At 58.6% G+C, this 14639-nt stretch carries 14 protein-coding genes and 1 pseudogene; 12 read left to right on the top strand and 3 right to left on the bottom strand.

Annotated features, from left to right (window positions below):
- The first annotated feature begins 44 nt into the window (after positions 1–44).
- The 6 genes from JWR17_RS24790 to JWR17_RS24765 all read left to right on the top strand — a co-directional run bounded on the left by JWR17_RS24790 (position 45) and on the right by JWR17_RS24765 (position 7124).
- Positions 45–569 carry a VOC family protein gene (locus tag JWR17_RS24790; RefSeq protein WP_299835777.1) on the top strand — a complete coding sequence of 175 codons (525 nt, stop codon included), beginning with the start codon at positions 45–47 and terminating at the stop codon, positions 567–569.
- Positions 569–1768, top strand: coding sequence for a hypothetical protein (locus JWR17_RS24785; protein WP_299835774.1), 1200 nt, complete (start codon positions 569–571; stop codon positions 1766–1768). The genes JWR17_RS24790 and JWR17_RS24785 overlap by 1 nt, the downstream gene beginning before the upstream one ends.
- 148 nt (positions 1769–1916) lie before the next feature.
- Positions 1917–3503 carry an AMP-binding protein gene (locus tag JWR17_RS24780; RefSeq protein WP_299835772.1) on the top strand — a complete coding sequence of 529 codons (1587 nt, stop codon included), beginning with the start codon at positions 1917–1919 and terminating at the stop codon, positions 3501–3503.
- A 66-nt stretch (positions 3504–3569) separates the two neighbouring features.
- Positions 3570–4418, top strand: coding sequence for an enoyl-CoA hydratase/isomerase family protein (locus tag JWR17_RS24775; RefSeq protein WP_299835770.1), 849 nt, complete (start codon positions 3570–3572; stop codon positions 4416–4418).
- 146 nt (positions 4419–4564) lie between these two features.
- On the top strand, positions 4565–5701 hold the full coding sequence (locus JWR17_RS24770; protein WP_299835768.1) for a CoA transferase: 1137 nt from the start codon (positions 4565–4567) through the stop codon (positions 5699–5701).
- Between the two features lie 265 nt (positions 5702–5966).
- Positions 5967–7124, top strand: a complete 1158-nt coding sequence (locus tag JWR17_RS24765) for a PQQ-dependent sugar dehydrogenase (protein WP_299835767.1) — start codon at positions 5967–5969, stop codon at positions 7122–7124.
- Between the two features lie 64 nt (positions 7125–7188).
- Here JWR17_RS24765 and JWR17_RS24760 read toward each other — a convergent pair whose 3' ends face one another.
- Both JWR17_RS24760 and JWR17_RS24755 read right to left on the bottom strand, forming a co-directional pair.
- Entirely contained in the window at positions 7189–7410 is a 222-nt protein-coding gene (locus JWR17_RS24760) for a hypothetical protein (RefSeq protein ID WP_299835765.1), read from the bottom strand.
- A 29-nt stretch (positions 7411–7439) separates the two neighbouring features.
- Positions 7440–7561, bottom strand: a pseudogene (locus tag JWR17_RS24755) (NADPH:quinone oxidoreductase family protein); the annotation flags it as partial.
- 93 nt (positions 7562–7654) lie between these two features.
- On the opposite strand from JWR17_RS24755, the gene JWR17_RS24750 reads away from it, so the two are divergent.
- Entirely contained in the window at positions 7655–8431 is a 777-nt protein-coding gene (locus tag JWR17_RS24750) for an enoyl-CoA hydratase-related protein (RefSeq protein ID WP_299835763.1), read from the top strand.
- Between the two features lie 78 nt (positions 8432–8509).
- On the opposite strand, the gene JWR17_RS24745 is transcribed toward JWR17_RS24750, so the two are convergent.
- Positions 8510–9208, bottom strand: coding sequence for an SDR family NAD(P)-dependent oxidoreductase (locus JWR17_RS24745; RefSeq protein WP_299835762.1), 699 nt, complete (start codon positions 9206–9208; stop codon positions 8510–8512).
- A gap of 253 nt (positions 9209–9461) precedes the next feature.
- Here JWR17_RS24745 and JWR17_RS24740 point away from each other — a divergent pair, with 253 nt between their 5' ends.
- From JWR17_RS24740 to JWR17_RS24720, 5 genes are read left to right on the top strand one after another with little or no spacing between them, the layout of a single operon-like run.
- Positions 9462–9869: an OB-fold domain-containing protein gene (locus JWR17_RS24740; RefSeq protein WP_299835760.1), complete on the top strand. Its 408-nt coding sequence runs from the start codon at positions 9462–9464 to the stop codon at positions 9867–9869.
- Between the two features lie 10 nt (positions 9870–9879).
- Positions 9880–10980 (top strand): acyl-CoA dehydrogenase, encoded by a 1101-nt coding sequence (locus tag JWR17_RS24735; protein ID WP_299835758.1) that lies wholly within the window; start codon positions 9880–9882, stop codon positions 10978–10980.
- Positions 10981–10993: 13 nt separating this feature from the next.
- Positions 10994–12196, top strand: a complete 1203-nt coding sequence (locus JWR17_RS24730; protein ID WP_299835757.1) for an acyl-CoA dehydrogenase family protein — start codon at positions 10994–10996, stop codon at positions 12194–12196.
- Positions 12197–12246: 50 nt separating this feature from the next.
- Entirely contained in the window at positions 12247–13446 is a 1200-nt protein-coding gene (locus JWR17_RS24725) for an acyl-CoA dehydrogenase family protein (protein WP_299835755.1), read from the top strand.
- Positions 13447–13448: 2 nt separating this feature from the next.
- Positions 13449–14585, top strand: coding sequence for an acyl-CoA dehydrogenase family protein (locus JWR17_RS24720; RefSeq protein ID WP_299835753.1), 1137 nt, complete (start codon positions 13449–13451; stop codon positions 14583–14585).
- Positions 14586–14639 lie beyond the last annotated feature (54 nt).

The raw sequence follows: 14639 nt of genomic DNA, 5'->3' as shown, positions 1-14639 counted from the left end.
CACCGTCACTTCCCGTGTTATCCCTCACCTGAAGGAGCGCAAAGATGCCCGTTCCATCCGCTGTGAATGGTCTCTACCATTTCGCCTTCCCCTGCCGGGACGCCGAGCAAACTCGCGCGTTTTACGAAGATCTGCTGGGTCTGCCGCTGGTGCATTGCATGACCGCCGACGCGGTGCCCAGCTCTGGCAGCAAAGGCCCGTATGCCCATGTGTTCTTTCGCATGGGCGACAACTCCTACATCGCCTTTTTCGATTTGGGTAATAACGAAGCACCATTGCCCTCGCCCAACACCCCCGACTGGGTCCAGCACTTCGCAATGGAGGTGGGGAGTATCGACCAGGTCCTTGCACACAAAGCGCGCCTGGAGGCCGCTGGCGTGGAAGTGCGCGGTATCGTCGACCATGACTTCATCAAATCAATTTATTTTTTCGATCCCAACGGCCTGCGCCTGGAGATCACCACACGCACCGAAGCGCCCGGTTTCATTGAGGAGGCCGAACGCGAGGCGCACGCCGCCTTGGCCGAGTGGACGCGGCGCAAGCACCAACTGACCGGAGTCACCGTTTGATGGAAACCACATTGACTACTTTTACCAAAGCCGAATGGGACCGTATCCCGGTCGTGCTGCAGTTTTCCGAATCCCTGGCGCTGACCGAAACCTATGGCTTCAACGGCAGCCAGGGCATCACGTCCCTGGAAGGCCAACGCCTGGTGCCTCGCGGGCGACCGTCGAACACGGTGTTCCTGTTCATGCACCCGACCTCGACGCTGCAACTGCTGCCAATGCCTGCGGCAATGGCCGAAGCCGGCATGCACGTGTTATGCGCCGGCAGCCGTTATGCGCGTAACGACAGCGCGCTGATCATGGAGAAGGTCGTCTACGACCTGGGTGCCTATATCCGTCACGCCCGTGAAGTGCTGGGTTATGAAAAGGTGGTTCTGGTGGGATGGTCCGGCGGTGGTTCGCTGTCGCTCTTCTATCAGGCTCAGGCCGAGAACCCGACGATCACCCATACTCCGGCCGGCGACCCTTACGACCTGACCGCAGCCAAACTCAGTCGCGCCGATGGCGTGGTGTTCATTGCCGCTCACCTAAGCCGCGCCGAAACGTTGACTGAATGGCTGGACCCATCAGTCGTCAACGAACTGGACCCGGACCAGCGCAACCGCGAATTTGATATTTACGATCCGCGCTGCCCCAACCAGGCGCCGTTCTCCGCCGACTTCGTGCTGGCCTTCCGTGAGGAACAGCGCGCGCGCAACCGTCGTATCACCGCATGGGCCCAGGAACTGCTGGAAAAACTGCGCACCCGCAGCGACGGTGAAGTCGAGCGGGCTTTCGTCACCCACCGCACCATGTGCGATGTACGTTGGCTGGACCCGAGTATCGACCCGAGCGGACGTAAGCCGGACTGGTGTTACATGGGGAATCCGCGCACGGTAAACGTCGGTCCAGTAGGACTCGCGCGCTTCTCTACGCTGCGCTCGTGGCTGTCGCAATGGTCCTATGACCTGTCCAACGCCAAGGGTCCGGCCAACGCCGCGCGCATCCACACCACACCGGTGCTGCAAATCGAAAACCAGGCCGACGATGCCGTACCGGCTACGCACAATCCGTTGATCCATGCCGCATTGGCCACGCCGGATAAGGAATTCGTCAGCCTGCATGGCGCCACCCATTACTATTTGGGCCAGCCGGAACTGCTGGCGCGTTGTATCGACACCGTGATCGACTGGAGTCGCCGCAAGGGACTGCTACTGGACTGATGATCCTCTTGCCAGCGTGTTCGGATCCCATAACCGAACCGCGCCGGCAAGGGTCTGCCTCCAGGCATCTACGTCATGATGCAAGAGAAATCAATGCGGTCTGCCGCTCCGGCACCGCCCAACAACAAGAAAACAGGAGAGAGCGCAGATGTCTATTGATCCCAGCAATAACAACCGCAGGCTGCGGATAGGTGACCTGTTGGCCCACAACGTCGCCTCCAGACCGCTTGCACCGGCCTTGATCGGACCACAGGGACTCACCCATACCTGGGCTGAACTGGACACCCACACCCTCGCGCTGGCCGGTGGATTGACCAGCCTTGGCCTGACACGAGGCGACCGCATCGCAACCATCGTGCGCAACGGCCCAGACGCAATCGAAGCGCTGTTTGCCCTTGCCCGTGCGGGGTTTGTAGGCGTGCCAATCAACTACGGCCTGACCGCTGCAGAGGTTGAGGTGATCTTTCAGGACTCCGAACCGAAGGCAATCCTGACCGATGCCGATTTCGTCGAGCCCTTCCGTGCCCAGATCGAACAGGCCGGTGCCATCGTTGTCGTGCATGGCGGCGCGACGTTGAACAGCGGCTGGCATGATTACGATGCAATCAAGACTGCCGCCGTAGCGTTCGATGAGGCAGCAGTCTCGCCCGACGATATCCGCACCATCCGCTACACCAGCGGCACCACCGCCGCACCGAAAGGCTGCCTGGGAACACATCGACAGATTCTGTCGAGTATCGAGAACTTTTTCCGCGAACTCGACGTACCCACTGACGCTCCGTTTCTGCAACTGCTGCCGCTCTTTTCCGGTGCTGGCATCTGGATGGCGTTTGCCGCCGCCTATCATGGCGTGGCCAATGTCGTACCGGAAACGTTCAAGCCCGCCGATGCCTTGCAGGCTATTGCAGAACACGGTGTGGGTCATGCGTGTGGCGTGCCGACCATGCTCAGCAGGATGTGCGAGGAATACGATCCAGCCAAATACGACATAAGTTCGCTGAAGCTGTTCGGTTACACCGGCTCGCCAATGCCGGCAGCGATGATCCGCAAAGCGTTGGCATTGCTGCCGTGGGATTTCTATCAGGGCTTCGGCGGCGGCGAGATGGGCGGGTTGGTGTCGTATCTGAAACCCGAAGACCATCCCCGTGGCAGTACCGCCGGCGATGGCCTTGACGAACGGCTGCGCACTGCAGGTCGACCGGCCAAGTACGCCGAACTGGTCATCCGTAGCCTGCAAGACGGCACCCCGCTACCGACCGGCGAGGCGGGTGAAATCAGCGTGCGTTCGCCCAGCAATTTTGCCGGTTATCACAACCTGCCAGAAGAAACCGCACACACCTTGCGCGGGGAGTGGGTCTACACCGGCGACGTCGGTTTTATCGATGAGGAAGGCCTGTTGCACGTGATCGACCGGGTCAAGGACATGGTGATCACGGGGGGAATGAACGTCTCCTCCGCTGAAGTGGAATCAGTGCTGATAGAACACCCCGCAGTTGAGTTCGCCGCTGTCTTCGGCCTGCCCGACGACGATTGGGGTGAAGCGGTTACCGCCGCCGTGGTCCTGCGCGACGGCGCCACCGTCGCCGAGGCTGAACTGATCGGCTTCGCACGCCTACGCCTGGCCAGCTACAAAACACCTAAAGCGATCAAGTTCATCGACAGCTTCCCGATGAACGCCGCAGGCAAGATTCTCAAGCGCGAACTGCGCAAACGCTTCGCCCCGGCTACGGCCTGATCGCTGTCGCCTTATTGCTCGAATAAAACGAAGCATTCGATAAAAACGCCAGGAAAGAGGTTACTTATGCAGCAGTGGATACCCGATAACAAGAAAGGGCCACGTGGATACATGGTTGAGCCTGATGGATTCAAGACCCTGGACATCACCATGCCCGAAGACGGCGTGGCGCTCATTACGCTGAATCGGCCACAGAAGCTCAACGCGTTCAACACCGAAATGATCGGTGAGATCCGTGCCGCGATGTGGCGAATGAGCTTCGACGACAGCGTGCGAGTGATCGTGATCACCGGTACTGGCCGTGGCTTCTGTGCCGGTCGCGACGTCGAGGAACTGCGTGGCGAGCGCGGCATGCCGCTGCCACAGTACCGCGCTTATGTGCGCGCCAACCACGACATGCTCAATGACTTGGAGTCCATCGAAAAGCCGGTCATCGCTGCGGTCAACGGGATCTGCGCTGGCGGTGGCATCGAGCTGGCAGCGTCCTGCGACTTCCGCTTCGCCTCTAGCACCGCCACCTTCCTGCTGCCGGAAATCTTCATCGGCGTAATCCCGGCATCCGGTGCCTGCTCGCGCATGATTCAGATGATCGGCATCGAGAACGTCAAGGATCTAGTAATGACCGGGCGCACCGTCGATGCCCAGGAAATCCGCGACATGCGCTTCGTGCGCAAAGTCAGCGAGCCTGACCAGTTGATGAACGACGTAATGGACTACGCGCGCCTGCTGATGAAGGGAGCGCCGCTGGCAGTGGGTATCGGCAAGCACGTCACCAATGCCTGCCAGAACATGGACACCGAAACCGGACGCGTGTTCGAGCGTCTGGCTCAGTCCTCGCTCGTTGGCTCAAGCGATTCTACCGAAGGTGTGAAATCGTTTTTAGAGAAGCGCAAGCCAAACTTCACCGGGCATTAATACCGACCGACGCCCTCCCCGACAGACCTGTCAGGGAGGCTTTTTTTATGAGCGCCACGTCTCAGGCTTCAGCGGCCCGCCGCTCTTGTTTCTAAGCTCTCCTTTCTTCTTTCTAATTCCAGATTTCTTATTCGCAGGTCTTCCCCATGAAACTCACCGGCATCACTGTCCTGGATTTTACTCAGTTCATGACCGGACCGATGGTCTCGGCGATCATGGCCGACCACGGCGCCAACGTCATCAAAGTCGAGCCCCCCCAAGGCGACCCCACTCGACAGGGCCCACGTAGCCTTGCCGGCCAAAACGACGGTGACACTTTTCGCGTGCTCAATCGAGGCAAGCACAGCCTCGTCCTCGATCTCAAAGAACCCACCCATCTAGAAACCGCACGCGCCTTGATCCGCGATGCCGATGTGGTGCTTGAATCCTTCCGTCCCGGCGTGGCCGACCGGCTGGGCATTGGCTACGCCGATGCCAACGCCCTCAACCCGAACATTGTCTACTGCTCGATTTCGGCATTCGGGCAAATCGGCCTGCTGAAAGACGTCGCCGCCCACGACACGATGGTGCAAGCACTGGCCGGCGCGCTCGCGATCGACGCCGATGGGCGGCCGGTGGAACCAACCGTGTCCCTGGCCGGCGTTGCTGCCGCACACTTCGCGCTGTCGGCGACCCTTATGGCGCTGCTCGCGGCACGCGCCGGCCAGGGCGGCGATCATATCGACATCTCCATGCATGATGCCGCACTGGCCGTGCGCGGCGGCGCTACCGCAGCGGCGCTGGCCACGCTGGAAACGCCGAGCCACTTCGCCGGCCCAGCCGTTTATGCATTGAACGCCAGCTACCGTACCGCTGAAGGTCGCTGGCTGCGTGTGGATGCTCGCGACCGTCGCGCCGCCACAACATTACTGGAAGCCTTGTCGCGGCCGGACCTGCTACCTGGCGCGCTCGACGCCGATCCACCAGCACAGGCTGCGTTATCCGCCACGCTGACGTCGATTTTTGCCGAGGCGTCGCTGGCCGATTGGATGCATCGGTTGGGACTGGCAGGCGGCGTCGCCCCCGTGCTCAACTACGCTGAAGCCCTGGCCCATCCACATACTGCCAGTCGCGGCCTGATTGGCACCGATACCGAAGGCGGCAAGCACCTGCACAGCCCGATCCGCTTCCTGCGTGACCCCAGCCGGCCTGACTTCACCACGCCAGAACTGGGCCAGCATACGGCTGACTCAAGCTGCGGCAGGAGCAAGCCCTGGATGAGCAGGTCAATGAAAATCCCTTGAGTTCGAATTTTCTCCCTCAAGTGGCTGGTTGCGATGCAGCACTACCGGAGGGGCAATAGGCTCCCGAGGTGACGTATCCCGCAACTCCACGTCGATAAAAAAACCGAGGTATTCCTTACCCGGAGCAATTTCAGGAGTGAGAATCGGAACACCTGGCTGGAGTGCTACAGGATTTATGACGTACGGGCTGTACAGTAATTTTGCGCTGGCCAATGTAAGGGCATGGACAGCATGATAGGAAAACCTAAATAGCGTGGGGATTACCATGCGTTCGCCCTTTTTTCTTAGTCGCCGAATATCTGCACTGGCTCTAGCCGTTTTCCTGAGCCTCGGCATCGTGCTGCCTGCAACTGCGCAGGTGAATGCAGGTTTAAATACACCAAATCCCTCAAAGCCATTTCAGGAAACCACAGTAACCACGTTCGACGTTCCGTGGGCGCTCGCTTTTTTCCAGGACGGCAGAATGCTGGTTACCGAAAAGGCCGGCCGCCTGTTTCTGGTGACTCAGGACGGCAACAAACAGCAGATCGGCGGTGTGCCTAAAGTCGAATACAGCGGACAAAACGGTTTGCTTGACGTCGCCATCTCGCCTCACTTTGACCGTGATCATTCGATCTACCTGACCTACTCCGAACCCGGTCCAAACGGCAGCAGTCTGGCATTGGCACGCGCTCAACTGAGCGGAACTGAAAACCACCTGACGCTTGGCAATCTGCACGTCATTTGGCGGCAGATGCCCAAAGGCCACGGTGGCCAACCGGGGGGCATTGTTGCTTTTTCGCCAGACGGTAAGCATCTGTTTCTCACCTCAGGAGACAGAATGCGCCCCGAGACCGCACAGGATCCTGATCAGGCTCTCGGCAAGGTACTTCGGCTTAATCTCGATGGCACGACGCCCAACGACAATCCGATGGCGAGTCAAGGCGGAGTAAGAGCCCAAACATGGACGACAGGACACCGCAATCCCTATGGACTGGCGTTCGCCCCGGACGGAAAGCTTTGGTTGGATGAAATGGGACCAATGGGAGGAGATGAACTCAATCTTCTGAAGCCTGGCCGTAATTATGGTTGGCCAGTCGTATCAAATGGCGACAACTATGACGGCACGCCAATCCCACGCCACGACACGCACCCTGAATTTGAACCTCCGGTCCTTTATTGGACACCTGTGATAGCACCTGCAGGTTTGACCTTTTATACCGGGAAACTCTTTCCCGACTGGAAAGGTTCAGCGTTTATCGGCAGCTTACGATCACAAGCACTTGTGCGTGTGGTTATCGACGCCAATGGAAACGCACGTGAAGCAGATCGCTGGGACATGGGGCAGCGTATCCGCGATGTCGCTCTCGCGCCGGATGGAGCCCTTTGGCTCATTGAAGACGCGGGTAAGGCACGGCTTATTCGGCTGACGCCGAAAAGGTGACTTGCAAAACATCCAGAGCGTGTCGCGACCGAGCGAGTCAACAGTAGCGTTTAAGAACTACGACTCAACCTTCTTTGCCACTCATTTGCGGTTTGTCTGGGTACCGCATCGCTTCATTCGCGAACACGTCCGCGACCACCGGAAATCGGATCGGCAAATGCTCCATGCATTCGGATTTGGAGAGTCGGGCGACCACGGGCAAACTTCTGCTGATGGTTTGAGCACCATCAACTCTCAGCGCGTTGAGAGTCCCGGCCGGCAAACCGCCCCAGTCCGTCAGGACCATGACCCAATTACCCTTTCTGACATGCCTGCGCCTGCCGCATGTACATCCAGCAAAACCTCGTCGCTTTTTAACAACGGGCTCGTGACGTCCGCCAATACCCGACTGTCGGTGATGCCAAAGCTTTACAGAGCAGAGCCTTCCTGAAATTCATTGTTACTCTGTCGGAGCGGGCGAGCTATCGCTGTCCAAGGATGCAGTAACTGTCATAGCATCAGTTATTCAGACTTGAACGCGGAAGGTAGATATGACCGAGGATGTGCTTTACCAGGAACCAGAGCCCGGCATCGCCGTGATTACCTTGAACCGGCCGGATAAACGCAATGCCATCAATGTGAGCGCGTCACGAACGCTGGCCATGCTGGTCGAACGCACCGAGGCGACTCGCGACATACGCGTCGTGATTTTGACGGGGGAAGGCCCGGTAGCCTTCTGTGCCGGGGCTGATTTGGATGACATCGCGGCCGGTGCCGGCGAACAACTCATGGTCAATGGCGCTGGCATGGGTGGGCTGATCCATGCCCGCCGTCGTAAACCCTGGATCGCAGCGGTACGTGGAGCTGCGCATGGAGGGGGTACCGAATTGGCGCTCGCCTGCGACATGATCATCGCAGGGAAGAACGCCCGCTTCACCTTGCCCGAGGTGAAGCGGGGGCTGATCGCCGGTGCAGGCGGTGTCTATCGGCTGATGCGCCGGATATCTCCGGCCCTGGCCATGGAGTTGTTGTTGACTGGCAACGGACTAGATGCGGAACGTGCAGCGGCGCTGGGGCTGATCAATCGGCAAGTAGAGGATGACGAAGTGCTGGCGTCAGCGCTGCAACTGGCCAGACAGATCGCCGCTAACGCACCGCTTGCCGTCCAGGAAACCCTGTTGATCGCCCGCCAGGCATTGGCGTTGGGAGAGGATGATTTACGCATGGCCACAGACGTCGCCTGTCAGCGCCTTGCGACCTCAGAAGACATAATCATTGGGCTACGGGCCTTTCAAGAAAAGCGTACCCCGGAGTGGAAAGGACGATAATCGCTCCAGGTCCACATTGAAAGCTCAACGCCGAGGTCAGGGCGCTTTACCAAGCGCCCTGACGGGACTGGACCTATGTCAGGACAACCCCACCACCGGAATAACTGCACCCTGCAACGCGCTGGCCGCATCGCTGGCCAGGAAGCCGATGACGTCGGCCAGTTGCTGAGGCGAGACCCAGAGTGCCGGATCCACCTCAGGCATGGCTGCCCGATTTGCCGGGCTGTCGATAATGCTAGGGGCTACTGCATTGACATTGATGCCGCGGCCTCGCAACTCCTGAGCCATGGATTCAGTGAGTCGCGCCACAGCACTTTTCGAAGCGCAATAGGCGCCCATGGTCCCCTTGCCACTGATAGCCGAGGCGGCCGAAACATTGATAATTTTACCGGTGCCCGCAGCCAACATCCCCGGCACCGTGGCGCGGCAGGTGTTTAGGACCGTCGCCACGTTCAGGTCCATCATTTGCTGCCAGACCGAACCATCGGGGTCGTGCACCTCGCTGCCCATGGCAAAGCCACCGGCGATGTTGCACAGCACACCTGCCGGCCCTTTAACCTGAAATACGTTGGCCAGCGAAGCCTGCGTCGCCGCCGCGTCCGTCAAATCGACAGCCAGAAAATGCGTATCGCCTGCAATCCCCTCATAAACCGAATGCAGGGCCTGCTCACTGCAATCGATTAACAAAACCGGGCGCCCCTGCTGCAAGAAAGCCTGAGCAACGACACGACCCAGCGCGCCAGCGGCCCCCGTGACAACGACCAGTGAGTTCGACATCGACATTCTCCTGTATAGCGGTTAATAACTGACCTTGTGTCAGCTTATACAGCAAAATGACCTACATCGACAACCGTCCATGACTGGCTGAAGTTAATCCTCACGTCAACTCGACACAGGGGTATTGCATCTTGCTCAAGGATGCTCTAAAAATAACAACATGTTAGTTATTTGCCGAGCACGAACAATGATGGAACACACTTCATGAGCTGAAGCATCATGCTCGTTACGCCCGTCATCGCTGGAGACCCCTATGAGCACCGATTTTCAACGCGCTTTACCTGCACTGGACGACCTCAACACATTTTTCTGGACCAGTGGCCATGACGGACAACTGCGGATTTTGCAGTGCTCCGATTGCCAGCACTGGTTGCATCCGCCGGGGATCATTTGCCCGAAATGCCTGAGCCGAAATATTGCACCACAGGTGGTTTCGGGCCGGGGCACCATCGAAGCACTGACCATTAATCACCAGCCATGGGCGCCAGGTCAGCCCGTGCCTTACGCCATTGCCGTCGTGTCGCTCGATGAACAACAAGGCCTACACCTGACCACCAATATCGTTGGTTGTCCGATCGATTCAACTCACATCGGACAGCGAGTTCGTGTGGTGTTCGAAGCGATTGAAGAGATCTACCTCCCCCTATTCACGCCTGCCTGAGAACTCCTGAATGCAAGAAGAGCATGCCGAAATCCTTGCTTCGATTCGTGATCAGGCCAAACGCCTGCTTAACGATCAAGCCACGCCTGAGCACCTGAAGTCGTTGCTTGAAGCGCCCGCCAGCTTTGATCATGTTTTATGGGGACATGCCGTCGAGCAGGGCTGGCCCAGCGTGGGCATGACTGAACAGGCCGGCGGTTTGGGTCTGGGGTGGAGCGGCCTCGGGGTGCTCTGCGAAGAAACCGGGCGTGTCACCGCTTCCTTGCCGCTGATGGCTAACGCGGTGGTCGCGGATGCGTTGCAACAGAGCGCCACAGAACAATGGCTGCCGCTGATAGAAGCGCTCACCCTTGGCAGCAAGATTGCCTGCCTGGCGCTTGCTGACCCTACTGACTCAGGCCTGTCCACCAGCCCATCGCTGGTCAGTACCCACGGGTTTCTAGACGGCGAAAAAGCATTGGCGGCGTTTGCCGACGTTGCTGATGTGGCACTGGTTCAAGCTCACAGCGAACAGGGTATTGCCCTCTTTCTGGTCGATCTGCACCAACCGGGGGTTCAGCGTATGCCGCACAACAGTTTCGATAACGCCCGGGCGGCAGCAGTGCTGTGCTTTAAACACGTCCCCGGGAGGCTGCTTGGCAGCGTCAATGAGGTCTTGAATGTCACCAGCCTCGCCGCCCTGGCATGCGCCTGCGAACAGGTCGGCGGCGCCCAGGCCAGTCTTGATCTGGCGTGCAAATACGCTCGCGAACGCCGCGCGTTCGGCCAGTTGATCGGCAGCTTCCAGGGGATCAAGCACAAACTCGCGGAGATCTATTGCCTGCTTGAGGTTGCCCGAGGTTGCGTCAGCGATGCCTTGGATGCCTGGGACCAAGACCTGCCGGAAAAACGACAACTGGCATCCGCAGCGCGGATCGCGGCAACCAAAGCCTATGACTACGCCGCACAAGAATGCCTGCACATCCATGGCGGGATGGGTGTGACCTGGGAGGCCATGCCTCACCACCATTACCGTCGCTCGCGGACGCTGGCCCTGGAATTGGGCAGCCTTCCCTATTGGCGCGAGCGCCTGTTAAGCGACATCGGATTGAAAACGGCACACTCACAATAATGGCGGATCAATAATGAACGACGCTCTCAAAGAATACCGTGAGTGCGCCAGATGCTGGCTGGCTGAAAACGCACCGCCGTACTCGGGTACAGCACGGCAGCAGTTGAGCTTGGAAGCCGATTTGGCCCTTGGCCGCGCCTGGCAAGCCCTTAAGGCCGATCACGGCTATGCCTGCATTACTTTGCCCACCGAAGTCGGAGGCGCCGGAGGCAGTGAATTGGAAAAAGTGGTCTTCAGTGAAGAGGAGATGCACTACGACCTGCCGCTGGCCTATTTCAGTATCAGCCTGAACAACCCATTGCCAATTTTTCTGCGCTACGCCTCGCCGCTTTGGACAGAGCGTCTGGCCCGTCCCACCGTTCGCGGTGAGTTGATCTGGTGCCAATTGTTCTCGGAGCCGTCGGCGGGTTCTGACCTGGCGTCGTTGCGCCTAAAGGCTGTTCCGACTGAAGGCGGCTGGCGCCTGAGCGGACAAAAAGTCTGGACCAGTTGGGCGCAAATTGCCGACTGGGGCGTGATTGTCGCGCGAACCGATCCCAACCTGCCCAAGCATGCCGGCTTGACCTATTTCTTCCTCGACATGAAGTCGCCGGGCGTTTCGGTCGTGCCGATCCGCCGACTGGGTGGGGAAAAAGACCTCAATGAAGTCTTTTTTGATGATGTCTTTGTCCCCGATGACCAGCGCCTTGGGCAAGTCAACGGCGGTTTCAAGGTTGCCGTTGAGACGCTGATGATCGAGCGTTACGCGGTAACCGATGAATCAGGCTATGGACCCACGCTGGAGCGTTTCGTCGAGCTGGCAGCCCACACCAACATTAACGGTCATTCGGCCCTGGAGGACGGCGAAATTCGCGCCACCATCGCCGATATTTTCGTGGAACGCCAAGGCCTTCGGGCGATACACCGTCGTGCGCTGGATGCCTTTGCCAACGGCCAGGCGCCAGGCCCGGAGGGCGCGATTCGGAAACTGTTATTGGGCCGGACGCGCCAGTCCTTGAGTCGGACTGCTCTGAATTTGTTGGGGGCCAGCGGTGCAATCCTGGGGCCGGACGCCCACCCCAGAAGCGACTTCGCCAGCGCGTGGCTGGACCCCAGTTTGCGCATTGCGGGGGGCACCGATGAGCTACTTCTCAACACACTGGCTGAGAGGGTGTTGGGGCTGCCTCAGGACTATCGACCGGACAAGGGCCAACCTTTCAATACGCCACCTAATTAATCAACCCTGCGGCCCTGCCCGACTCCACTTATCACCGAAGGACCTCGTTCATGCATTTCAAACCCGATCAGGAGGACGAGCACTTCCGTGAGGAAGTCCGTGCTTTTCTCAAGGCGAAACTTCCACAAGACTTGGCTGAGCGTAACCGGCGCGGCTACCATCCCTTGCGCGAAGACACCCGTCAATGGACCAAAATACTTCACAGCCAAGGCTGGTCGGGCGCCAATTGGCCTGCGTCCTGGGGCGGTACTGGATGGTCGCCGGTGCGCCAGTTTATTTTCGACGAAGAGACATTTCTGGCGGGTGCTCCAGCAGTGGACACGGCGGGTTTCAAGATGATCGGCCCGGTGATCATGACGTTCGCCAGTGAAACCATGAAGCGTCAGTACGGCCCGCGGATTCTCAGCGGTGACGTTTTCTGGGGGCAGGGTTTTTCCGAACCAAATGCGGGCTCGGACCTGGGTTCACTGAGCACCCGTGCCGAGCGCGACGGTGATGACTATGTAATCAACGGGCAGAAGATATGGACCTCATTCGTCGAAACCGCGGACATGATTTTTATCCTCGCCAAAACCGACCCACAAGCGCGCCAGCGCGGTATATCGATGATTCTGGTGGACCGTCAGGCACCAGGCGTCACCATCCGCCCGATTTATGACATTGGCGAAAGCCACAGCCTCAATGAGGTGTTTTTCGACAATGTACGGGTGCCGGTCTCTAACCTGGTTGGCGAGGAAGGCATGGGCTGGACCTACGCTAAATTCTTGTTGGAAAACGAGCGCGCCTTCAGTGCCGAATGGCCGCGTAACAACGCTCATCTTTCACGTCTGCGCACATTGCTCAATAAAGTGCAGAGCGATGGCCGACGACTGATTGACCAACCGGGTTTTGCGAGCCGCCTCGCGACACTGGATACCGATTTACTGGCCTTGCGCTGGCTAAGCCTGCGCGCTTTGCATGAAAAAGCCGGCGGCCAATCGCGCCTGCCGGTGGGGTCCGTGCTGAAGATCCGTGGTTCCGAGTTATTACAAAAAATAGGCGAATTACAAGTCGAAGCACTTGGCAGCCATGCCTGTTACGTCTTCACCGATCCCCTGGGAAACGTTCGGCGGCAACAGGATTGGCCGCCAGGCCCCGCCACCGCACCTGGGATCATGGCCGATTATTTCTACCGTCGGGCCACGACAATTTACGGCGGAGCCAACGAAGTACAACGCACCATTATTGCCCGTTCGTTTCTGGAGCTTTGAGCATGGATTTTCAATTAAACGAAGAGCAAACCATGCTCAAAGACAGTGTCCGTCGGTTTATGCAAGAGACCTGTCCCTTCGAGCGGCGCGGCGCCACCGTTGATAACGGCGCGTTCGACACAGGCCACTGGCAACACATGGCAGAACTGGGGTTGCTCGCCTTGGGGTTACCCGAAGAACTGGGCGGAATGAATTGCTCGGCTGTCGAGAGCGCTTTGGTGATGGAAGAGATAGGCCGCGTGTTGTGCGTCGAGCCGTACTGGGCCGTTGCGGTGCTGGCAGCACAAACGCTACTGGCTATCAATGACCCCAAAGCGCGCACGGTTTTGCAATCGCTGGGTGAAGGCTTGTTACTGCCCATACTCGCCCACGACGAAGCCACTGCCCGAGGAGATCTGGCGTCGGTCCGCACTTCAGCCGTGTCGACAGGAGAAAACCGCTGGCGGTTGAATGGGGAAAAAATCGCCGTGGTCGGCGGCAACGTCGCCGAGTTATTCATCGTTTCGGCACGTACCTCTGGCGAGGCCAGTGATCGCGAAGGTATTACGCTGTTTCTTATCGACGCCAAGACCCACGGAGTCGGCAAGCGTAACGTTCGTCTGATCGACAATCGTTGGGGCAGCCACTTGACCCTGTGCAATGTTGAAGTGACCGCAACGCACGTTTTGGGCGTGGTAGGCAACGGGTTTGCAGCCCTTAGCCAAGGCAATGCCCACGCGCTTGTGGGATTGGTGGCAGAGGCGGTCGGCATCATGGAGCAATCACTGTGGATTACCCGGGACTACCTCAAGATTCGTAAACAATTTGGTCAGGTTCTGGGCAGCTTTCAGAGTTTGCAACACCGCATGAGCGAAATGTTGATTGAACTGGAACTGTCCCGCAGCCTGTTGCATCTGGGGCTGGCCAGTCTTGAACTGGGAGAGGCTGAGCGTGACCATGCGCTGTCTGCGGTCAAAGCGCATATCGGCAGAAGCGGACAGTTTGTCTGCGGGCAAGCCATTCAGTTGCACGGCGGGATTGGCGTCACTGAGGAGTACGTTATAGGTCATTACTTCAAACGCATGACATTGATCAACGTCGCATTAGGCAGCAGCATGCATCACTACGAACAACTGGCGGCCGCGGAAAGAGCTGCATAACCGCCAGCGTTAAAGGATTGAGCCCGGTCTTTGCCGGGCTCGCTGCTCAAAGAA

This window comes from Pseudomonas sp., assembly GCF_028293835.1.
Lineage (GTDB): Bacteria > Pseudomonadota > Gammaproteobacteria > Pseudomonadales > Pseudomonadaceae > Aquipseudomonas.
This window is presented reverse-complemented; position numbering and strand designations above follow the sequence as displayed.